Origin of the sequence: Serratia grimesii NBRC 13537 (assembly GCF_001590905.1) — a bacterium.
Taxonomy (GTDB): Bacteria; Pseudomonadota; Gammaproteobacteria; order Enterobacterales; family Enterobacteriaceae; genus Serratia; species Serratia grimesii.
Genome location: NZ_BCTT01000016.1, coordinates 21,837 through 43,189 on the forward strand (window position 1 = coordinate 21,837; position 21,353 = coordinate 43,189).

Genomic DNA, 21,353 nt, shown 5'->3' on the forward strand with positions numbered 1-21,353 from the left:
TACGTTATTTCAGATCGTCGGTATAGCCCAGGCTACGCAGCGCACGTTCGTCATCCGCCCAACCCGATTTCACTTTTACCCACAGTTCCAGATGCACTTTGGTTTCAAACATCTGTTCCATATCCTGGCGGGCTTCGATGCCGATCGTTTTGATCTTCGCACCTTTGTTGCCGATGACCATTTTCTTCTGGCCTTCGCGCTCGACCAGAATCAGCCCGTGCACGTTGTAACCACCGCGCTCGTTCGGCACAAACTGTTCGATCTCAACCGTCACAGAATAAGGCAGTTCTTCACCCAGAAAACGCATCAGCTTTTCACGGATGATTTCCGACGCCATAAAGCGTTGGGAACGGTCGGTAATGTAATCGTCCGGGAAGTGGTGTTCCGCTTCCGGCAATAGCTTGCGTGCGATAGCCGCGATAGTGTCCACGTTCATACCTTTCTCGGCAGAGATTGGTACCACGTCGAGGAAATTCATCTGTTGGCTAAGGAACGCGATATGCGGCAACAGTTTGGATTTGTCAGTAACGTTGTCGACCTTGTTGATCGCCAGCAGTACCGGACATTTCAAACTACGCAGCTTATTGACCACCATTTCATCGTCAGCGGTCCAGTTAGTCCCTTCCACAACGAAGATCACCAGCTCGACGTCGCCGATTGAGCTGCTGGCTGCGCGGTTCATCAAACGGTTGATGGCGCGCTTTTCTTCGATGTGCAGACCCGGGGTGTCGACGTAGATCGCCTGATAGGCGCCATCGGTGTCGATACCCATGATACGGTGACGGGTCGTCTGCGGTTTACGCGAGGTGATGGAGACTTTTTGCCCCAACAGTTGGTTCAGCAACGTGGATTTGCCCACGTTGGGACGACCAACTATCGCGATAAAACCACAGTATTGTTTTTCTTCGCTCATTCAAGCTCCAGCTTTTTCAGCGCTTGTTCCGCTGCCGCCTGTTCAGCTTTACGGCGGCTTGAGCCTGTTCCCACTACGGGTTCGCTCAAACCACTCACCTGACAGTGGATAGTAAACTCCTGATCGTGCGCCTCACCGCGAACCTGCACCACCAGATAAGAAGGTAACGGCAGATGGCGACCTTGCAAAAACTCCTGTAAACGGGTTTTTGGGTCTTTCTGCTTATCACCAGGGCTGATTTCGTCCAAGCGGCTGCGATACCAGTCCAAAATCAGTCGTTCAACAGTTTGGATATCGCTATCCAGGAACACGCCGCCAATTAATGCCTCAACCGTATCCGCCAGGATTGATTCGCGGCGGAACCCACCGCTTTTCAACTCACCCGGGCCCAGACGCAGACATTCTCCCAGATCGAACTCGCGTCCCATCTCCGCCAACGTATTACCACGCACCAGCGTGGCACGCATGCGGCTCATATCGCCCTCGTCTACGCGAGGAAAACGATGGTAGAGCGCATTGGCGATGACAAAACTAAGAATAGAGTCACCCAGAAACTCAAGACGTTCATTGTGTTTACTGCTGGCGCTACGGTGAGTTAACGCTTGCAGTAAGAGCTCCTGCTGTTGAAAAGTGTAGCCCAGCTTCCGCTGCAGCCTATTTATTACGATGGGGTTCATGAGTTACCAATAGATCAAGAATGCGTCAAAAACTTGCAGCATACGGAACAGGCCTGCTTCGCCGAAAGCCAATCCAAAGCTGTTTCGTTTGCAGTGGCTCCCAACAGGGAGCCAACTTTTTATCGCTCGAGCCGGTATTCTACAACGAGTGGAAATATAATGCTGCGTTAATATACCCGTCGCCTTTCAAACTATAGCGTTGTTACCTGTATTCGCTCCCCCCAGTTACTTACTTGAGTAAGCACCTGGGGATAAGCAAGCTGGTCGCCTGGCTACAGCTTGAAATTCATAGGGTAGAAACACTGGATTAATGAATTCCACCGATGCGGCTAAATCTTACGCCGGTAGGCCATTCGCCTTCCTGCTTTTCAAAACTCATCCAGATAGCTGTGGCTTTACCCACCAGATTTTTCTCCGGTACGAAGCCCCAATAACGGCTGTCAGCGCTGTTGTCGCGGTTATCACCCATCATGAAGTAATGACCTGCCGGCACAACCCACTCTGCCAATTGTTTACCTGGCTGCTGGTAATAAGCCCCCACCTGATCCTGCGTGCCCGGCACGGTCAGAATATGGTGAGAAACAGTCCCCAGTGTTTCCTGGCGCTCACGCAGACGGATGCCACCCTGCGGTACGTTATCACTCAGCGGAATCTGGTAGAAACCGTTGCTGGCTTCGCCCATGCCGCTGCGACTAAACAGCTGCACAAAGTCACTTGGTTGCGCATCGTTGTAAGTCACCGCCAATGCGGTATTGCATGACTGACCGCTATTACACGAAGGCTGGATGGTCACACGCTTATTGACGGGATCGTAACTTACACGGTCGCCCGGCAAACCAATGACGCGTTTGATATAATCCAGCTTTGGATCCAATGGATATTTAAATACCGCAATATCACCACGCTTCGGATGACCAGTTTCAATTAGCGTCGTCTGGGTAATAGGATCTTTAATGCCGTAAGCATATTTCTCCACCAGAATAAAATCGCCAATTAACAACGTAGGCATCATTGAGCCTGACGGGATCTGGAATGGCTCGTAAATAAATGAACGCACCACAAAGACCAACAGCAATACCGGGAAAACCGATGCACCGGTTTCAATCCAGCCTGGCTGCTTCGCCACTTTCGCCAACGTTTTATCGTCTACAGCGCCTGCAGTTTGTGCATTCACCGCCGCAATTTTCGCCCGGCGAGCCGGCGCCCATTTAAAGCGCTCAAAGGCCCAAATGATCCCGGTGACTAACGTTGCCAGTGCCAGGATCAGGGCAAACATATTCGCCATGCAAACTCCCTAGTTACGCGAACTTGTCGCTGTTACTTACTGTCTTTGCCAACGTGCAGAATGGCCAGGAACGCTTCTTGCGGCAACTCAACGTTACCAACCTGCTTCATGCGTTTCTTACCGTCTTTCTGTTTCTGCAACAGTTTCTTCTTACGGCTAACGTCACCGCCGTAGCATTTTGCCAACACGTTTTTACGCAGCTGCTTCACCGTTGAACGCGCGATGATATGCGTGCCGATAGCGGCCTGGATGGCGATATCGAACTGCTGACGTGGGATCAGCTCTTTCATCTTTTCCACCAGCTCACGGCCACGGTATTGCGCATTGTCGCGGTGAGTAATCAGCGCCAACGCATCCACACGCTCGTTGTTGATCAACACGTCAACACGCACCATGTCCGATGTTTGGAAACGTTTGAAGTTGTAATCCAGCGACGCATAACCACGCGAGGTGGACTTCAGACGGTCGAAGAAGTCGAGTACTACTTCTGCCATCGGGATTTCATAAGTCAGCGCAACCTGGTTACCGTGATAAACCATGTTGGTCTGCACGCCGCGTTTCTCGATACACAGGGTGATGACGTTACCCAGGAACTCCTGCGGCATCAGCATGTGACATTCGGCGATCGGCTCACGCAACTCTTCGATGTTATTCAGCGGTGGCAGCTTGGATGGGCTATCAACGTAGATAGTCTCTTTGCTGGTGGTTTCCACTTCATACACTACCGTTGGCGCGGTGGTGATCAGTTCCAGATCGTATTCACGTTCCAGACGTTCCTGGATGATCTCCATGTGCAACAGGCCGAGGAAGCCACAGCGGAAGCCGAAGCCCAGCGCAGTGGAACTCTCTGGCTCATAGAACAGTGAAGCGTCGTTCAGACTCAGTTTGCCCAGCGCGTCGCGGAAGGACTCATAGTCGTCAGAGCTGATTGGGAACAGACCCGCGTAAACCTGTGGCTTCACTTTTTTGAAGCCCGGCAACGCTTTGTCTGCCGGCTGACGTGCCAACGTCAAGGTATCGCCTACTGGCGCGCCAAGAATGTCTTTGATGGCACAAACCAACCAGCCTACTTCGCCGCAGTTCAATACGTCACGATCGACACGTTTTGGCGTGAAGATACCCAGACGATCGGCATTATAGGTTTGGCCGGTGCTCATGACCTTGATCTTGTCGCCCTTACGCATAGTGCCGTTCTTGACACGCACCAAGGAAACAACACCCAGGTAGTTATCAAACCAAGAGTCGATGATCAGTGCCTGCAATGGCGCTTCTGGATCGCCTTCTGGCCCAGGGATATCGCGTACCAAGCGTTCGAGGACTTCTGGCACACCAACGCCGGTCTTAGCCGAGCAACGCACTGCGTCGGTCGCATCGATACCCACGATGTCTTCAATCTCCTGCGCAGCGCGATCGGGATCGGCAGCCGGCAAGTCAATTTTGTTCAGTACTGGCACCACTTCCAGATTCATATCCAGCGCGGTGTAGCAGTTAGCCAACGTCTGAGCTTCTACGCCCTGCCCAGCATCAACTACCAGCAGTGCACCTTCACAGGCAGCCAGTGAACGAGAAACTTCATAGGAGAAGTCAACGTGCCCTGGCGTATCGATAAAGTTGAGTTGGTAGATTTGGCCGTCTTGCGCTTTGTAGTCCAGCGTCACGCTTTGGGCTTTAATGGTAATGCCACGCTCGCGCTCCAGATCCATAGAATCGAGCACCTGCGCAGCCATTTCACGTTCAGTCAAGCCACCGCAAATTTGGATAATACGGTCGGACAGCGTCGACTTACCGTGGTCAATGTGGGCAATAATGGAGAAATTTCGTATATGCTTCATTATAAAAGTTTTTCTGCCTTGGTATTTCTGAATTACTCGCCTATAGAAACCCGCATGGACCTAAAGCGACAGTGAATGGGTTCGGCCGTCTTGCGCCTGAATCGCTGCATTCTACATGTCACAACACTGAAAACCTAGCGATCGGTGCAGTGAAGGCATTCTATTATGTAGACTTTAATGTTACAGAGCGCTCCGGGTTATGAAAGCGGATGTTAACAAAACCCAACGCCGTTATAACGGTAAGTTTCAGCAACCGATATCGCCCCCCTTCCCTCACTGACTATCGTCAGGATCCCGCGCTAATACATAACCGCCAATAACGCAATAAACCCCCTCCTAATTCTGGATAAAATAATATCTGGATCAACATCTTAGAATTGTAATCTGACTCAAGGGGTTTAGGAAAAAACCCATATACGCTTCCCAGCGCCTTCTATAGAAATGGGGGTGAACACCGCGATAAAACATAATTCAGGGCACTACATCGGCACGCCCACCGGGGTTCACCAGCATATCTCTGCATGTTGATTGGAAGGTGCACAATGATCGATAAAGGGCAAATGCTGAGCCGGCACGATTTTTCAAAGGTCAATTGGGGCATTCTCGCAGCCGCAGCGCTGCTGTTAACCATCGGTGCGGCACTGATTTTGTTGCCGTTACTGAGCAATATGGATGAAAGTGCGGTACTGACCTTACTGCAAACCGGCGCAGTCACTATTTTACTCGGCTGTATTCTGCTGGCGCTGCGCCACTATCTGCGGCCAGCGCTAACCTATCGCCTGTACGAACATGGTGTTCGGGTGATTAATGACCATAGTCACAAAGAACGGTTTATCCCCTTTGAAAAAGTTGGGGATATTTATCGTTTCCGGGGAGGGCGTCTGTTTGGCGGATTGTTCGACGTGATGGCATTTCGCACCTCAGCCGATCAGCCTTGGTGTCCGGTATTCAGCAACCTGTCTCACTCCTGGCGGCTGGCAGATACCATTATCAATCAGCAGATCCAGCAACGTGGGCCACAGGCGTTAAATGCACTGTATCAGGGGGAAGTACTGTCCTTTCACTATCTCCGTTGCGGCGCTCGTTGGTTAAATCACATGTTTCCTGGTTACCGAAAAGGGCAATCAGCCCAAACGCTAAGGCTGAGTGCTACGGCGCTAATCACATCACAGGGGGCTATTCCGATGGAGCAGATACGCGAAATGGAAAACAACCCGCAACGCGGCACCATTCGCCTGCTGGATAACCAGGGCAATGCATTGTTAACGATAGGCTATTTTTCGCTGCTCAGTGCCGATCTGTTTATGGCACTGCTGGAGCATATGATCTACAACCGCATCCCCGCCTACCATAACCCGGCGATGACGCGGCAGCAGTTTTAACGCAGAGGTTCGCTGTCCGCTTGCAGGCGCATAGCCCCTGGCGGCAAACCAATTTGCAGAACGATGGGTTGGTAATTCGCTTGCTCGCCGAGGCGATGCGCCAAGCTGCGCGCCAGCATAAAGGCTGCGCCACCACCAAGCAGTGCGCCAAGCGCGGCTGAAGCGTCGGTGCCCAGCCAATATTGCAGCAAACTGCCACCGAGCATCATGCCCAGCAACGGCGTCAGATAAACCAGCATTGCCGAACGCAACAGACTGCCTTCGGCAATCCCCACCTCAACCCGCTGGCCCGGCTCGAGTGGTTGCTCGATACGCACTTGCAGCTGGTGTTCGGGTTCCGGCACCAGCTCATTCAACGCACGTGCGCCGCAACCAGAGCGGGCAGTACAACTGCCACACCCTGCTTTCGGTTCACAGCGCAGCAGCGCCACGCCCTGTTGCCACGAAACCACCGTGGCCCACTCTTTCATCATTATGGTGATACCTTGAAGGAAATACTGTCAGCAATGCGTTTAGCCGTCGCTGGCGGCAGTTCGCCAACGATGGTGATCTCGTTGCCGCTACGCACTTCGGTCTGGATAGTGCGCCGCCCCTGGCGATAATACTGCTGGCCAGCACCACTCCCCGCGGGGCTGACATTGACCGAGAAGCTAAACAGGCCATCGCTGTATAGCCGTGACTCAACCGGTTCTGACACATTCGGCAGTTTACGGCGGTTGCGCGCGACTTCATCGACACCCGCCGGTAACCAGCCAGTGCTCCATCCCAACTTGATATTCTCTACCGCTGGGAGTGATAGCAACGGCGGCAGGTTGGCCTTGATGAGCCCCTGCATGGCACTTTGCACTTGCGGCCCGACTACGAACGAAATCACCCGATATTGCTCCAGCGTTTCGCCGTCGCGATCGATCAGATCCACCCGCAGCGGCAGCTTGGTATCTTCGTCCATCCAGACAATATAGCTGTAGCGAGAACCATCGCGTGCAACCACGCGGAGCACTTCACAAGGACGATCGGAAATGCGTGTGCTGCCAACGGAGATGAAATCGTAGTATTTCGCCAGACGGTTAAAATCAGCATAAACAATGGCCGGTAACGCATCGACGATATGATCGCCGGATAACGTAAAGGGTTCCAGACCGGGTTCAAAATAGCTGATCCCACCACCACGCTGCAGCACTTCGCGACGTGGGCCGTCCATATGCAGCAGTTGGCCAAGAGGCTGCTGATCAATCACCGCATGGCGATAACGCAGCGACTCAATCCCCTGCTTGCTAATGCTGATATAGGCGAGTTCATAATTGAGCGAACGGCTAGCACTGCTCATCTGTTGTAACAACGCCCCGGACGCAGTGGGCTGCGCCGGGGCGATGTTTGAGTAGAGCAGGCTGCCCGTCAATAGACAGACGGAGAACCAAAGTTGCTTCATTACTGCTGTTGCATTCCTAAAGACTGAGTTCCGGGAACCTGGACGGCAGCCTGTTGTGGTGTGCTTTGCTCAAGCTGCAGTTGATCAGAATGCAAACGGCGTTGCAACTCATAATCTTGCAGCATAGCGTTAATGCGTTTACGTTGTTCCTGCACCTGCTGCTGTTGCCCGCTGCCGGTTGAGAAACTGTCTGCCGGTACGCCAAGGCTAACCGGTGACGCCTGCCCCATGATCGGCAGGGTATTGAACGCCGGTGATTCAGCAGCACCAGATTGGGCAGCCGGTTGATTGTATTGCTGTACGCCTACAATCACTGCCAGCGACACGCAGGCCGCCATGCCAATCTGTGTGATCTGGCTGGCCCAAGGACGGACTTTGTCCCAGAACGGCATTTTCTGCCAGGTATGTGGCTGCGGCTGAGATTCCGGAACTGCAGAAGGAACCAGACGTGCCGGTTCTTTCTCTAGCGCAGCAGCAACACGATCTGCGATATCGAAATGCATCACTTGTCCGATATCACCCCGTAGTGTGTCACGTATCAGGTGATAGCTCTGCCAGCTTTGTTGAAGCGCTCTGTCTTTAGACAATGAACTCAGTAGCTCATTGTCGAGCGATTCTCCATCCATCAGAGCGGAAAGCTTTTCTTTCTGCATGCCTAAGTACCCTTCCTGTGTCCGCCATTGCTAACGTTGAATCAGCGGTTGAACTTTATTATCGATAGCCTCCCTGGCGCGGAAAATACGCGAACGTACGGTTCCGACCGGGCAATCCATGATGGCAGCTATCTCTTCGTAGCTTAGACCATCCAGCTCCCTCAGGGTAATCGCCATGCGAAGATCCTCAGGGAGAGACTCAATGGTACGGAAAACTATCTGTCTCAGCTCTTCTGACAACATTAAGTTCTCAGGGTTCGAAATTTCTTTTAGTGCGCCCGCACTTTCGTAATTTTCGGCGTCGTTGGCATCCACATCGCTGGATGGCGGACGACGACCTTGAGCCACCAAATAATTCTTTGCCGTATTCACAGCAATTCGATACAACCAGGTATAGAAAGCGCTATCCCCACGGAATGATTCCAGTGCGCGATAGGCTTTAATAAACGACTCCTGCACCACATCCGGCACATCGCCCTGCGGTACATACCGGGAAACGAGGCTCGCAACTTTGTGCTGGTAACGAATTACCAGTAAGTTAAACGACTTCTGATCGCCCTTTTGGACCCGCTCAACCAGAACTTGATCCGTTAACTGCTCGCTCATCCGAGGTAAACTCTCCCCAAATCCGTCTCCACGCGTAAAATTGTACTGCCAGCCATACATTATTTTCCTGAGCAAGCACTCGCTTGGAGTTCATACAGAACACGAAGTTCCGTATTGCCATTGTTTTTTATGTTGATGTCACCCATCCGTGGCTTTTGCCCGGACAATTAGGCTAACATGAATTTCACTCTTCTTCTGCACACATCATACGTTATGCAACCATCATCTGAACATGTTAGCGATGTACTGATTGTCGGCAGCGGCGCTGCAGGCCTGTCATTGGCGTTGCGTCTAGCGCAGCATTGCAAGGTTACCGTACTCAGCAAGGGGCCTCTCAACGAAGGCGCCACATTTTATGCCCAAGGCGGGATCGCCGCGGTTTTCGATGAAACGGACAGCATTGCCTCACACGTTGATGACACTTTGATTGCCGGAGCCGGCCTGTGTGACAAAGACGCCGTTGAATTTATCGCCGGCAATGCGCGCCACTGCGTACAGTGGTTGATCGATCAGGGGGTATTGTTCGACACCGAGGTCAACGCTCAGGGCGAAGCACATTACCACCTGACGCGGGAAGGGGGGCACAGCCACCGCCGTATCCTGCATGCCGCTGATGCTACAGGTAAAGAAGTAGAGACTACCCTGGTGGGGAAAGCAAGCAACCACCCGAATATTTGCGTGATGGAACGCCGTAATGCGGTCGATCTGATCACCTCGAACAAAATCGGCCTGCCGGGCACTCGTCGGGTGGTCGGCGCCTATGTGTGGAACCGCGAGCTGGAGCAGGTAGAAACCTACCGTGCCAAAACAGTGGTGCTGGCTACCGGCGGCGCAGCCAAGGTGTATCAATACACCACCAACCCGGATATCTCATCCGGCGACGGTATCGCCATGGCCTGGCGCGCAGGTTGCCGGGTCGCCAACCTGGAATTCAATCAGTTCCACCCGACCTGCCTGTTCCATCCGCAGGCGCGTAACTTCCTGCTAACCGAAGCGTTGCGCGGTGAAGGTGCCTATCTGAAACGCCCGGATGGCAGCCGCTTTATGCCCGATTTTGACCCGCGCGGCGAACTGGCACCCCGTGACATCGTTGCGCGCGCCATCGACCACGAAATGAAGCGCTTGGGTGCGGACTGCATGTATCTGGACATCAGCCATAAACCAGCTGAATTCATTACCCAGCATTTCCCGATGATCCATGAAAAACTGCTGACGCTGGGCTTTGACCTGACCAGCCAGCCGATCCCTATCGTCCCTGCCGCGCACTATACCTGCGGCGGCGTAATGGTCGATCAGCATGGCCGTACCGACCTTGACGGGCTGTATGCCATTGGCGAAGTCAGCTATACCGGCCTGCACGGCGCTAACCGCATGGCATCCAACTCACTGCTGGAATGTCTGGTCTACGGGTGGTCAGCAGCGGAGGACATCAAAATGCGCCTGCCGTTTATCAAACTGGCGAAACAGCTGCCGCAGTGGGATGAAAGCCGCGTAGACGATGCCGATGAACGGGTCGTGATCCAACACAACTGGCATGAGCTGCGATTGTTTATGTGGGACTACGTGGGGATCGTGCGCACCACCAAACGGCTGGAGCGCGCACTGCGCCGCATCAATACCTTGCAGGCTGAAATTGACGAGTACTACGCTAATTTCCGCATCTCTAACAATTTGCTGGAACTGCGTAATTTGGTGCAGGTGGCGGAATTGATCGTCCGCAGTGCCATGGAACGTAAAGAAAGCCGCGGGCTGCACTATACGTTGGACTACCCGGATCTACTGCCGGAAGCACTACCGACAATCCTGCAGCCATAATGGCTTTACCAGGGCGTCAGGAATGGCGCCCTTTTCATTTCAGTAGAACAGATAAAAATCAGTAATCAGGCGGCGGAAATCATCCGTATAACCGCCATCGGCCAGCTTAATCGCCAGCTTCCGCTCTACATTTGCGTCTGTCGGCTGACGCGTCAAAGCCAACAATACCCGGTGCAATGGCGTATCAGCGCGATCGCTGACATTCAGCCGCTGCGCAGTGTGCCAACCACGCCCATGCGCATTGCTTTCGAAAGCTTCACCGATATCATGCGGCAACACTACGCAAAAAGTACCGTTCGGAGCGAGCAACTGCTCTGCACTTGCCAGCAATGCATCGTGGGTCAGGGTTTCCGTATAACGCGCATTGTGGCGTGCCTGATCGCGGCAGGCGACCGCCGGCTCAAAGTACGGCGGGTTGCTGACGATCAACTCGTATTCACCGGCATGATGCTGCGCGAAATCGTGAATGTCCTGCGCATGCACCTGAATGCGCTGCGACCAAGGTGACTCCAGAACATTATCACGCGCCTGTGCAGCGGCGGCCTCATCGAGCTCTACCGCGTCGATCAGTACGCTGTCGGTTGAACGTTGTGCCAACATCAGCGCAATTAATCCGCTGCCGCTGCCGATATCCAGCACTCTCTGTGCCTGTGCTAAGGGTGCCCATGCCCCCAGCAGGACACCGTCCGTGCCCACTTTCATTGCACAGCGATCATGAGCAACAAAAAATTGTTTAAAGGTAAAACCACCGCGACGTGGCGTAAAATTCGCTTTCGATTGAGTGCTCACAATAACCACCTGGATACAAAACTGGCGTAGCATAAGGCAATCTGATTTTTGGGAAAAGAGATGCTTTCCGCTTAAATAGGTGAAGAAAGCGGCCAACCCGTCTATAATCGGCGCCCCAAGTAGAGGTAGACCATGACAGTAACCAATTTTTCCGAGCTCGAACTCGATGAACGCCTGATAAACGCCCTGCGCGATAAAGGCTACGAACGCCCAACCGCCATTCAAGCCGAGGCGATCCCGCCTGCGATGGATGGGCGCGACGTATTGGGTTCGGCGCCGACCGGCACCGGCAAGACCGCTGCATTTTTGCTGCCGGTATTGCAGCATCTGCTCGACTTCCCACGCAAGAAGTCCGGCCCACCGCGCGTACTGATCCTCACCCCGACGCGCGAGCTGGCGATGCAGGTAGCCGATCAGGCACGTGAACTGGCTGCTCATACTTCGCTGGATATCGCCACCATCACTGGCGGCGTCGCGTATATGAACCACGCGGAAGTCTTCAGCGAAAACCAGGACGTGGTCGTCGCCACCACTGGCCGTCTGCTGCAATACATTAAAGAAGAAAACTTCGACTGCCGCGCAGTAGAGACACTGATCCTCGATGAAGCCGACCGTATGCTCGACATGGGCTTTGCACAGGACATCGAAACGATCTCTGCTGAGACTCGCTGGCGCAACCAGACGTTGCTGTTCTCCGCAACGTTGGAAGGCGATGCTATCCGCGAATTCGCAGAACGCATTCTGAAAGAACCGGTAGAAGTCGAAGCAGATCCATCACGCCGTGAACGCAAAAAGATCCTGCAGTGGTATTACCGCGCCGACGACGTGCAGCATAAAACCGCTCTGTTGGTGCACTTGCTGCAACAACCGGACGTACAGAAATCCGTCATCTTCGTGCGTAAACGTGAGCGCGTGCATGAGCTGGCAGCCTGGCTGCGCGAGGCCGGTATCAATATCTGTTACCTCGAAGGCGAAATGGTGCAGGCCAAGCGTAACGAAGCGGTAAAACGCATGATGGATGGCCGTGTCAACGTACTGGTCGCCACCGACGTTGCTGCCCGTGGTCTGGATATCCTGGATATCACCCACGTGTTCAACTTTGATATGCCGCGCACCGCGGACACCTATCTGCACCGTATTGGCCGTACCGGTCGTGCTGGGCGCAAGGGGACTGCAATCTCGCTGGTTGAAGCACATGACCACCTGTTGTTGGGCAAAGTCGGACGTTACCTGAACGAGCCATTGAAAGCGCGGGTAATCGAAGAACTGCGACCTTCAACCAAAGTGCCAAGCGAGAAAAGCAACGGTAAGCCTTCGAAGAAAGTGATTGCCAAACGCGCAGCCGACAAAGAAAAGAACAAAGAAAAAGCCAAGGTGAAAGTACGTCATCGCGATGCGAAGAACGTGGGCAAACGCCGCCAACCAAAGGCCAAACCTGAAGACAACGGCGCGAAGTAATGTTGCCGCTGTAAATAAAAACCGCCTCCACTTACCTGAAGGCGGTTTTTTTATGCCTGTTATTGCTGTACGTAATGCGTTGCCTGCTGATGAGCTTTCAGCCAGGCGTTCAGTTGACGATAACGATCGCGCATTTCTTCGCTCTGCAATGCTGTTGGCGTCTGAGAGAAATAGAACTGGAAGGTCACCCCTTGCTGGTTACGGGCTTTAGCATCGGCCCCGGCCTGCAACAACATCAACGCCAATTGCGGTGCATTGATTTTTGCCGCGACATGCAAAGGGGTATCCCCTAACCTATCGCTCAGCGTGACATCTGCACCAGACACCAGCAACAGCCGCAATTGCTCCTCTCGGCCCGCCAGTACCGCAACGGACAGTGGTGTGGCTCCAGTTACCGCATTACGCGGGTTGATCGGCACACCATAAGACAACAGCAAGCGCAGATACTGCGGGTCCTGCACCGCCGAGGCGGTATGCAACGCGCTGTTTCCATCCAACCCCGGAGTAGAAACATCGGCCCCCTGCTCCAGCAATGCGCTTAGGCTTTGCGGTTGTTGTGACAGTATTGCCCACTGCAATAAGGTGATCTGATGATCGCCCTGCTCACGCAAATGCGCCTGCGTTGCCTGTTCAGCAATACCCTTTACATCGCCACGTGCTACCGCCTGAGCCAGCACCACATTACTGCGCCCGTTGAACGGGGTAATATCCTGATTCATCTGTTGTCCCTTAGCCATAATCAGCAAACCGGCGATCGCGATCAGCGCCAGCATGGCAATAATCACCGTATGCCATGCCCGCCGCCTGTCAGGCATTGGCTTTGGTCTCCCATGGCTTTTGCTCCGCCATCGAACTGATTACCTTATCAATACCGTGCGCCGTCAGACTGCGATCGACATGTTTGCTCGGCCGCCAGTCGTCAATACCGCTCAACGTGTCGTTATTGGCCAGCGTGATTTTATGCCCGATGGCGTCTGGAATTAACGAAGTGGATTCCTGTGCACCGGTCAGCATGTCATATTGTTCGCTGTACCGACGAATCCCACCCGCTTGCGCATCCTGTTTTGCTGCCGCAGGATCAATCCCCATACGGTTCAATGTGTAATCAGAAACCCCCGCAGCATTGAAAGTAACCGCCACCGTGCCAGTCGCCAGTGCTGCCGTTGCCGCCAAGCCCCCACCCAGCGAATGGCCGGCGATCACCAAAGCATCACCGAAGGCCGCTTTGGCACCTTTAGCGACCGCGACAGCCTGATTGTACTGCACATCATCATACCCCGTCGCCTGACGGACATTGCTCAACCAGTCGCGCATGTCATTGGTGCCCGCGAAGGCCAGCACGTACTGTTGATTATCACTGTAGATCCCGGCCTGAAAACCCGATGCTGTGTCATGCAGGCTGGCAGGATCAATACCTGCGCCGAGCAAGGCGCTGTCGCTCAATCGACTGAACCCATCAACACCCTGGCTATTGGTGCTGTAAACGTCTTTGGCCAACAGCGCTAACGTGTAATCCCCTTGTTGCGATTGCTGACCGCGCGTCACACCCGAATGCGCAGCAACCGGTGCAGTTGCCGACATGTCGCTCACCAGCGTATTCAGCAGGTTCTGTGCATTTACAGTGTGCGACGACAGTGTAGCCGTGGGGGCGTTTACAGACGTAGGTTCAACAGGCTGGGGGGAGTTCAGCGGTTCCTGCACCGCACGCGTTAGTGGAGGCTGAATGGCCGAAGGACTGACCGCAGAGGTAAAGCTCAAAGACATACTCATGCCGACTCCTTGTCGATAGACTGATTAATTAGCACATCTAATGTGTGCTGTTGTAGCTATCGGCAGGTCGGAGCAGTTCTGTAATGCAGGCGGCTATCTTTGCAAAGAATGTGATCCGGATTCACTTTCTGTCCGGTTAGGCAATGAAATAAAAAAAGGGAGCCGAGGCTCCCTTGTTAATAACACAGTAATTACAGGCTTTCTGTAAAGGTACGTGTAATCACGTCACGCTGCTGTTCTGGCGTCAACGAGTTGAAACGCACTGCATAGCCGGACACACGAATGGTCAATTGCGGATATTTTTCTGGGTGCTTCACCGCATCTTCCAGCGTCTCACGGCGCAGTACGTTCACGTTCAGGTGCTGACCACCTTCAACACGCACGGTAGATTGCATTTCCAGCGGTACTTCACGGTACTCGATCTGGCCCAGTTCGCTGACCGGTACAACTTGGTCTTCTGTATAGTTTGCTTTAGCGCAAACACAGCGAGCTTCTGATGTTTCATCGTCCAGCAGCCAGAAAGAGTTCACCAGCGCCTGGTCGTTTGCTTTAGTAATTTGAATACCAGTAATCATTTTGTTGCCTCCGTACAAGGGCGAAAAATTCTACGTCGAAAAAATCCAATGTTGGTTTCGGCCATTTGGTAAAACCATTGTTGTCTTGTTGTTCTGTATACCAGTCTGGCCAGGGCAATTCTTTGATTAAAGTCAATTTTCACGGGGTACCCACACAGCGCAAAGGGGCAAGTTTATGTTTTATGTCAATTTTCCCCATAAAGTGCATAGCAATTATTTTTGTAAATTTTCAAAAATATTTGTATTCGCAACGATAACGTAAACATAAAAGCGGGTTTCACTGCGTGAAGCTAAACGGTAAGCTATGCCCAGTGAATTGTTAACGAAAACAAAGGAGAGCGTTTATGTCCACCTCCCTCACCTGGCATGACGTCATCGGCAAGGAGAAAGAGCAGCCCTATTTTCATGAAACGCTTGCCTTTGTTGCCGCTGAACGCCAGGCTGGTAAGACCATTTACCCACCGCAAAAAGACGTGTTCAACGCGTTCCGTTTTACCGAACTGGCGGACGTGAAGGTGGTGATTCTCGGTCAGGATCCTTATCACGGTCCGAACCAGGCCCACGGTTTATCGTTCTCCGTGCTGCCCGGCGTCCCTGCTCCCCCGTCGTTGGTTAATATGTATAAAGAGCTGGCGACGGATATCCCTGGTTTTGAACGCCCTAACCACGGTTGCCTGCAAAGCTGGGCAGAACAGGGTGTGCTGCTGCTGAATACGGTATTAACCGTGGAAGGCGGCCAGGCACACTCCCACGCCAAGCTTGGCTGGGAAACCTTTACCGACAGAGTGATCGCTGCGCTAAACGAAAACCGCGAAGGCGTGGTATTCCTGCTGTGGGGTGCGCATGCTCAGAAGAAAGGCAACTTTATCGATCGTAACCGCCACCACGTGTTGAAAGCGCCGCACCCTTCGCCGCTCTCCGCCCATCGCGGCTTCCTCGGTTGCCACCATTTCTCGCAAACCAACCAATTGTTGGAGCAACAGGGACTAAAACCTATCGACTGGATGCCTCGACTACCACAGACATAGCACCAGACGCAAAAAAGGCACCCGAGGGTGCCTTTTCTTTACTTAATTTCGCTTAAGCCTTGGCTTTGGAAACTGCAACCATCGCTGGGCGCAACAGGCGGCCATTCAGCGTATAGCCTTTCTGCATCACCATCATGACATGGTTCGGCTGGTGATCGGCGGATTCCATCAGGCTCATCGCCTGGTGCACATCCGGGTTGAACGGCACGTTAATGTCGCCAACGATTTCGATCCCGTACTTACGCACAACGTCCTGCAGGGACTTCAGCGTCAGTTCGATACCTTCAATCATTGCTGTCAATTCCGGATTGTTTTTATCCGCCATTTCCAACGCGCGTTCCAGGTTATCAAGCACCGGCAACAGATCGCCAGAGAATTTCTCCAGCGCAAATTTGTGCGCTTTTTCGATATCCAGTTCAGTACGGCGACGGACATTTTCCATCTCCGCTTTGGCACGCAGCAGGCTGTCGCGTTCATGCTGCTGAGATTCGGCCAGTTGAGCTTCCAGCTCAGCAATGCGCTCATCCCGCAGATCGACGCCCTCAGCCGCTTCCGGCAGGGCTTCCTGCTGTTCCATTTCTTCCGAGACTTGCTCGTTTGGCGTCTTCTGTTCTTTACTACTCATGAATATCTCCGCGTTTTAGCATTAATCTCGCAACTTGGCTTATTATGGGGATCAAAACCGGGGTTTCAAGTCAACCGGTCACAATGTGGGGCATAAACTGGTCCCGGTGAGGAAAATCACAACAATGAATAAAAAATTCGCCTGTATTGGCATTGTTGGCCACCCGCGTCACCCTTCGGCGCTGGCAACGCATGAGATGTTATTTCACTGGTTGGTCGCCCGAGGCTATTCAGTGATGGTTGAACGGCAGATTGCCCAGGATTTAGGGTTGAAAGACGCCGTAACCGGTAGCTTGGCAGAGATTGGCCAAAAGGCCGATTTGGCCGTAGTCGTTGGCGGCGACGGCAATATGCTTGGCGCTGCGCGCGTGTTGGCCCGTTACGACATTAAAGTGATCGGTGTTAACCGCGGCAATCTCGGTTTCCTCACCGATCTAGACCCCGATAACGCATTACAGCAACTGGCCGACGTGTTAGAAGGCGAGTACATCGATGAACAGCGCTTCCTGCTGGAAACCATCGTGCACAAAGAGAACCAACAGTGCCGCATCAGTACCGCTATCAATGAAGTGGTATTGCACCCTGGTAAAGTGGCGCACATGATTGAGTTCGAAGTGTATATCGACGATCGCTTCGCCTTCTCACAACGCTCTGACGGCCTGATAATCGCTACCCCGACCGGTTCGACCGCCTACTCTCTTTCCGCCGGTGGGCCGATCCTGACGCCATCGCTGGAAGCCATTGCACTGGTGCCTATGTTCCCGCACACCCTTTCAGCCCGCCCGTTGGTGATCAACGGCAACAGCACCATTCGGCTGAAGTTTTCGCAGATTGGTAGCGATCTGGAAATCAGCTGCGACAGCCAAATCGCGCTACCTATCCAGGAAGGCGAAGAGGTTTTGATACGCCGTAGTGATTTCCATTTGAATCTTATTCACCCAAAGGACTACAGCTATTTCAATACCTTAAGTACCAAGCTGGGCTGGTCAAAAAAATTATTCTAAAAACTGCGCCAGCCCCTTTACTGTATATAAAACCAGTTTATACTGTATGAAACTACAGTTATGTGTTTATACACAGGAAGGTTCCCATGCTGGCGCAATTGACCATCAGCAATTTTGCTATCGTTCGTGAGTTGGAAATAGATTTTCAACCGGGTATGACGGCGATTACCGGTGAAACCGGCGCCGGTAAATCGATCGCTATCGACGCTCTGGGGTTATGCCTCGGTAACCGTGCCGACGGTAATGTCGTTCGCTTGGGAGCCGCCCGTGCCGATATCTGTGCTCGCTTTTCGCTGGCAGACACCCCGTCTGCGCGCCAATGGTTAGAGCAAAATCAATTAGACGACAGCAATGAGTGCCTGCTGCGCCGGGTGATCAACGCAGATGGCCGCTCACGCGGTTTTATCAATGGCACTGCTGTACCGCTTTCGCAGTTGCGTGAGCTCGGCCAGCGGCTGATTCAAATCCACGGCCAGCATGCCCACCAGTTGTTGCTCAAGCCAGAGCACCAAAAACAACTGCTCGACGCTTATGCAGACGAACCCGCTCTACTGACGCAAATGCAACAAGCTTACCAGCGCTGGCACCAAAGCTGCCGCGAACTGGCTCACCATCAGCAGCAATCCATTGAGCGCGACGCGCGCAAACAGCTACTGCAATATCAATTAAAAGAGCTGAACGAGTTTGCGCCTCAGGCTGGCGAATTTGAACAAATCGACACTGAGTTCAAACGCCTGGCCAATAGTGGCCAGTTATTGACGATCAGCCAACAAACCTTGCAATTGTTGGCTGATGACGAAGAAAACAACATGCTAAGCCAGCTTTATACCGCTAAGCATCTGCTGGTTGAGCTGATCGGCATGGATGAGAAACTCAGTGGCCTGCTGGATATGCTGGAAGAGGCGTCAATCCAAATCAGTGAAGCCAGCGATGAACTGCGCCATTATGCCGACCGCATGGATTTGGATCCCAACCGCCTGCAAGAACTCGAGCAGCGCCTGTCGCGGCAAATTAACCTGGCGCGTAAACACCATGTCGCGCCAGAAGAACTGCCGCAGTTGCACCAGCAAATGCTGGATGAACAACAGTTGCTGTCACAACAAGAAAACGACCACGAACACCTGACCGAGGCGGTTACGCTGCATCATCAGCAAGCGCTGTTGTTGGCAGAGCAACTGCATCAGAAACGCCAGCATTATGCCGCTGAGTTGACCACGTTGATTACCGACAGCATGCAGGCACTCTCCATGCCGCATGGTAAATTCAATATCGACGTACGCTTCGAACCGCAATATTTGAGTGCGGAAGGCGCGACCCGCACCGAGTTTTGTGTGTCCACCAACCCGGGCCAACCGCTACAGGCATTGGCGAAGGTTGCCTCTGGCGGCGAATTGTCCCGTATCGCGCTGGCGATCCAGGTGATTACCGCCCGCAAAATGGAAACACCAGCACTGATTTTCGACGAAGTGGACGTCGGTATCAGTGGCCCAACTGCCGCCATTGTTGGCCGCCTGCTTCGCCAATTAGGCGAATCCACACAAGTTATGTGCGTCACTCACCTGCCGCAAGTCGCGGGCTGTGGGCATCAACATCTGTTCGTCAGTAAACAGACCGACGGCACAGAAACCGAAACACAGATGTCGCCATTGGATAAACGAGCTCGTTTGCAAGAGTTGGCACGCCTTCTTGGTGGTAGTGAAGTCACTCGGAACACGCTGGCAAATGCAAAAGAACTGCTTGCTGCATAAAAAAGCTCAACTTTTTTACTTTCCTGAGGTCTGACTTTGGCGCTGTTTGCCCGACAGACCTCAAGCTGTAGCCAGGCCACAATTAAGACCCTCCGGGAAACTTCGTCAACTCAGCGATTGGGATGAACAAAGGTGCCAATACGGCTTCAACTTGAAGGATGACGGGTATACCCAATAGATTTCAAGTTGTAGCAAGGCGGCAACCAAGGGATTCCCCGGGAGCTTAGTCTCCTCAGTAACAGGGATAAACGAAGGCTGCCAATACGGCTTCAATTTGAAGGATGACGGGTATACCCAATAGATTTCAAGTTGTAGCAAGGCGGCAACCAAGGGAATCCCCGGGAGCTTAGTTAACTAAGTGACTGGGGTGAACGAGGGCAGCCAACACAGCTACAACTTGAAAGATGAAGGGTATAAGGGTTTCCAACAGCAGCAAGGTCTATTATCATCGGCATCCTATGCCCTAAAGGAATGTGATTACTATGCGCTGTAAAACGCTGACTGCCGCCGCTGTAGTTCTTGTGATGCTGACTGCAGGCTGTTCTACCTTTGAGAAGGTGGTTTACCGGCCTGACATCAACCAAGGGAACTACCTGACGTCAACCGACGTAGCTAAAATTCAGAAAGGTATGACCCAGCAACAGGTCGCGTACACATTGGGCACCCCAATGCTGCAAGACCCGTTCGGTACTCAGACGTGGTTCTATGTATTCCGTCAGCAACCAGGCCATGAAGATATCACTCAGCAAACCCTGACGTTGACCTTCAACAGCGCTGGCGTGTTGACCGATATTCAGAACAAACCTGCGCTGACCAAATAATCAGCGAAGGAATTATCGTCCGGCCCATGAGGGATACGTCACGTTCTTCATGACAGTAACAGGCTGCAACTCGGAAGGTAAAATTCTGATAAAAAACAAGGCGCATTCAGCGCCTTATTTTTTTGCCTTTTCTGCCCGTTGCCGGCGCAGTTCTTTAGGATCGGCAATCAAGGGGCGGTAAATTTCCACCCGGTCGCCATCGTTGAGTACATCACCCAACTTGGCCGGTCGGCTATAGATGCCCACCTTGTTACTTTGCAGGTCAATGTCACTACGCAGTTCAAGCAGACCAGAGGCCACAATTGCCTGTTCAACACTGCTGCCTTCGGCCAGCGTGACTTTGCGCAGATACTGACGTTCCGGCAGGGCGTAAACCACCTCAACCCGTATATCTGACACTGTAAACCTCTTTTGCCCGCTGGGTGAATGCTTGCACCATGTTGCCGGCCAGTTCTTTAAACACCTTTCCGAACGCCAACTCGATCAGTTTGTTGGTAAATTCGAAATCCAGGTGCAGCTCAACCTTGCAGGCTTCCGGACTGAGCGGCGTAAAATGCCAGCCCCCCATCAGCTTACGGAAGGGACCATCCACCAGTTGCATATTGATGCTCTGGTTATCCAGCAGCGTATTACGCGTAGTAAACGTTTTGCTGATACCGGCTTTGGCAACATCTACTGCGGCGGTCATTTCATTGTTGGACGCGTCAATCACCCGGCTACCGGTGCAACCTGGCAGAAAATCGGGATAAGAATGAACATCGTTAACCAACTGATACATCTGCTCAGCGCTGAACGGCACCAACGCAGACCGACTGATCTGGGGCATAACATTTCCTGTGAGACACAAAACATACAAATCATACCATTTATCTATCAGCAAACAAAAAATCTGCTATGCAACGAAGGGGCCAAAAATGCGAAAAATTGCGCAGGTGCTGAGCGGT

22 protein-coding genes are annotated in these 21,353 nt (G+C 52.9%); 7 read left to right on the plus strand and 15 right to left on the minus strand.

Annotation, left to right across the window (positions count from 1 at the left end; genetic code table 11):
• Positions 1-4 precede the first annotated feature (4 nt).
• From era to lepA, 4 genes are all read right to left on the minus strand, one after another.
• Positions 5-913 carry a GTPase Era gene (gene era, locus SGR01S_RS19600; RefSeq protein WP_037422084.1) on the minus strand — a complete coding sequence of 303 codons (909 nt, stop codon included), beginning with the start codon at positions 911-913 and terminating at the stop codon, positions 5-7.
• The gene (gene rnc / locus SGR01S_RS19605) at positions 910-1,590 is read right to left on the minus strand and encodes a ribonuclease III (protein ID WP_037422087.1); all 681 of its coding nucleotides are present in this window, start codon (positions 1,588-1,590) and stop codon (positions 910-912) included. Before rnc ends, era begins: the two co-directional genes overlap by 4 nt.
• 307 nt (positions 1,591-1,897) lie before the next feature.
• The gene (gene lepB, locus SGR01S_RS19610; protein WP_037422089.1) at positions 1,898-2,875 is read right to left on the minus strand and encodes a signal peptidase I; all 978 of its coding nucleotides are present in this window, start codon (positions 2,873-2,875) and stop codon (positions 1,898-1,900) included.
• A 32-nt stretch (positions 2,876-2,907) separates the two neighbouring features.
• Positions 2,908-4,707 carry a translation elongation factor 4 gene (lepA, locus tag SGR01S_RS19615; RefSeq protein WP_061808346.1) on the minus strand — a complete coding sequence of 600 codons (1,800 nt, stop codon included), beginning with the start codon at positions 4,705-4,707 and terminating at the stop codon, positions 2,908-2,910.
• A 542-nt stretch (positions 4,708-5,249) separates the two neighbouring features.
• On the opposite strand from lepA, the gene SGR01S_RS19620 reads away from it, so the two are divergent.
• The gene (locus tag SGR01S_RS19620) at positions 5,250-6,089 is read left to right on the plus strand and encodes a hypothetical protein (protein ID WP_061808347.1); all 840 of its coding nucleotides are present in this window, start codon (positions 5,250-5,252) and stop codon (positions 6,087-6,089) included.
• Here SGR01S_RS19620 and rseC read toward each other — a convergent pair.
• Genes rseC through rpoE form a run of 4 tightly spaced genes read right to left on the minus strand, consistent with a single transcriptional unit; the run spans position 6,086 to position 8,777 of the window.
• A complete protein-coding gene (rseC, locus tag SGR01S_RS19625) occupies positions 6,086-6,562 on the minus strand; it encodes a SoxR-reducing system protein RseC (RefSeq protein ID WP_037422098.1) in 477 nt (158 codons plus the stop codon). The genes SGR01S_RS19620 and rseC overlap by 4 nt on opposite strands.
• Positions 6,562-7,518: a sigma-E factor regulatory protein RseB gene (gene rseB / locus SGR01S_RS19630; protein WP_037422102.1), complete on the minus strand. Its 957-nt coding sequence runs from the start codon at positions 7,516-7,518 to the stop codon at positions 6,562-6,564. Before rseB ends, rseC begins: the two co-directional genes overlap by 1 nt.
• On the minus strand, positions 7,518-8,171 hold the full coding sequence (gene rseA / locus SGR01S_RS19635) for an anti-sigma-E factor RseA (protein WP_037422105.1): 654 nt from the start codon (positions 8,169-8,171) through the stop codon (positions 7,518-7,520). The genes rseB and rseA overlap by 1 nt, the downstream gene beginning before the upstream one ends.
• A 30-nt stretch (positions 8,172-8,201) precedes the next feature.
• On the minus strand, positions 8,202-8,777 hold the full coding sequence (gene rpoE / locus SGR01S_RS19640; protein WP_012146382.1) for an RNA polymerase sigma factor RpoE: 576 nt from the start codon (positions 8,775-8,777) through the stop codon (positions 8,202-8,204).
• A 213-nt stretch (positions 8,778-8,990) separates the two neighbouring features.
• Here rpoE and nadB point away from each other — a divergent pair, with 213 nt between their 5' ends.
• The gene (gene nadB / locus SGR01S_RS19645; RefSeq protein WP_172479789.1) at positions 8,991-10,592 is read left to right on the plus strand and encodes an L-aspartate oxidase; all 1,602 of its coding nucleotides are present in this window, start codon (positions 8,991-8,993) and stop codon (positions 10,590-10,592) included.
• 39 nt (positions 10,593-10,631) lie between these two features.
• Here nadB and trmN read toward each other — a convergent pair whose 3' ends face one another.
• Complete coding sequence (trmN, locus tag SGR01S_RS19650) at positions 10,632-11,414, minus strand: tRNA(1)(Val) (adenine(37)-N(6))-methyltransferase TrmN (RefSeq protein ID WP_061808348.1); 783 nt, start codon at positions 11,412-11,414, stop codon at positions 10,632-10,634.
• A 99-nt stretch (positions 11,415-11,513) separates the two neighbouring features.
• Between trmN and srmB the strand changes: the two genes are divergently transcribed.
• Positions 11,514-12,839, plus strand: a complete 1,326-nt coding sequence (gene srmB, locus SGR01S_RS19655; RefSeq protein ID WP_061808349.1) for an ATP-dependent RNA helicase SrmB — start codon at positions 11,514-11,516, stop codon at positions 12,837-12,839.
• 59 nt (positions 12,840-12,898) lie between these two features.
• On the opposite strand, the gene SGR01S_RS19660 is transcribed toward srmB, so the two are convergent.
• From SGR01S_RS19660 to grcA, 3 genes are all read right to left on the minus strand, one after another.
• On the minus strand, positions 12,899-13,654 hold the full coding sequence (locus SGR01S_RS19660; RefSeq protein WP_061808350.1) for an ankyrin repeat domain-containing protein: 756 nt from the start codon (positions 13,652-13,654) through the stop codon (positions 12,899-12,901).
• The gene (locus tag SGR01S_RS19665; protein WP_061808351.1) at positions 13,647-14,609 is read right to left on the minus strand and encodes a Tle-like phospholipase domain-containing protein; all 963 of its coding nucleotides are present in this window, start codon (positions 14,607-14,609) and stop codon (positions 13,647-13,649) included. Before SGR01S_RS19665 ends, SGR01S_RS19660 begins: the two co-directional genes overlap by 8 nt.
• A 191-nt stretch (positions 14,610-14,800) precedes the next feature.
• Positions 14,801-15,184, minus strand: coding sequence for an autonomous glycyl radical cofactor GrcA (gene grcA, locus SGR01S_RS19670; protein ID WP_037422124.1), 384 nt, complete (start codon positions 15,182-15,184; stop codon positions 14,801-14,803).
• A 344-nt stretch (positions 15,185-15,528) separates the two neighbouring features.
• Here grcA and ung point away from each other — a divergent pair, with 344 nt between their 5' ends.
• A complete protein-coding gene (ung, locus tag SGR01S_RS19675) occupies positions 15,529-16,212 on the plus strand; it encodes a uracil-DNA glycosylase (RefSeq protein WP_061808352.1) in 684 nt (227 codons plus the stop codon).
• 52 nt (positions 16,213-16,264) lie between these two features.
• Here ung and grpE read toward each other — a convergent pair whose 3' ends face one another.
• Positions 16,265-16,837, minus strand: coding sequence for a nucleotide exchange factor GrpE (gene grpE, locus SGR01S_RS19680; RefSeq protein ID WP_037422128.1), 573 nt, complete (start codon positions 16,835-16,837; stop codon positions 16,265-16,267).
• A 124-nt stretch (positions 16,838-16,961) separates the two neighbouring features.
• Between grpE and nadK the strand changes: the two genes are divergently transcribed.
• The 3 genes from nadK (at position 16,962) to bamE (ending at position 20,409) form a co-directional block, all read left to right on the plus strand.
• The gene (gene nadK / locus SGR01S_RS19685) at positions 16,962-17,840 is read left to right on the plus strand and encodes an NAD(+) kinase (RefSeq protein WP_012146391.1); all 879 of its coding nucleotides are present in this window, start codon (positions 16,962-16,964) and stop codon (positions 17,838-17,840) included.
• An 86-nt stretch (positions 17,841-17,926) separates the two neighbouring features.
• The gene (gene recN / locus SGR01S_RS19690; protein ID WP_037422132.1) at positions 17,927-19,588 is read left to right on the plus strand and encodes a DNA repair protein RecN; all 1,662 of its coding nucleotides are present in this window, start codon (positions 17,927-17,929) and stop codon (positions 19,586-19,588) included.
• A gap of 482 nt (positions 19,589-20,070) precedes the next feature.
• A complete protein-coding gene (gene bamE, locus SGR01S_RS19695; RefSeq protein WP_037422134.1) occupies positions 20,071-20,409 on the plus strand; it encodes an outer membrane protein assembly factor BamE in 339 nt (112 codons plus the stop codon).
• A 114-nt stretch (positions 20,410-20,523) separates the two neighbouring features.
• On the opposite strand, the gene SGR01S_RS19700 is transcribed toward bamE, so the two are convergent.
• Both SGR01S_RS19700 and SGR01S_RS19705 read right to left on the minus strand, forming a co-directional pair.
• Positions 20,524-20,808, minus strand: a complete 285-nt coding sequence (locus SGR01S_RS19700; RefSeq protein WP_037422137.1) for an RnfH family protein — start codon at positions 20,806-20,808, stop codon at positions 20,524-20,526.
• A complete protein-coding gene (locus SGR01S_RS19705) occupies positions 20,789-21,235 on the minus strand; it encodes a type II toxin-antitoxin system RatA family toxin (RefSeq protein WP_037422140.1) in 447 nt (148 codons plus the stop codon). Before SGR01S_RS19705 ends, SGR01S_RS19700 begins: the two co-directional genes overlap by 20 nt.
• Positions 21,236-21,353: the final 118 nt, after the last annotated feature.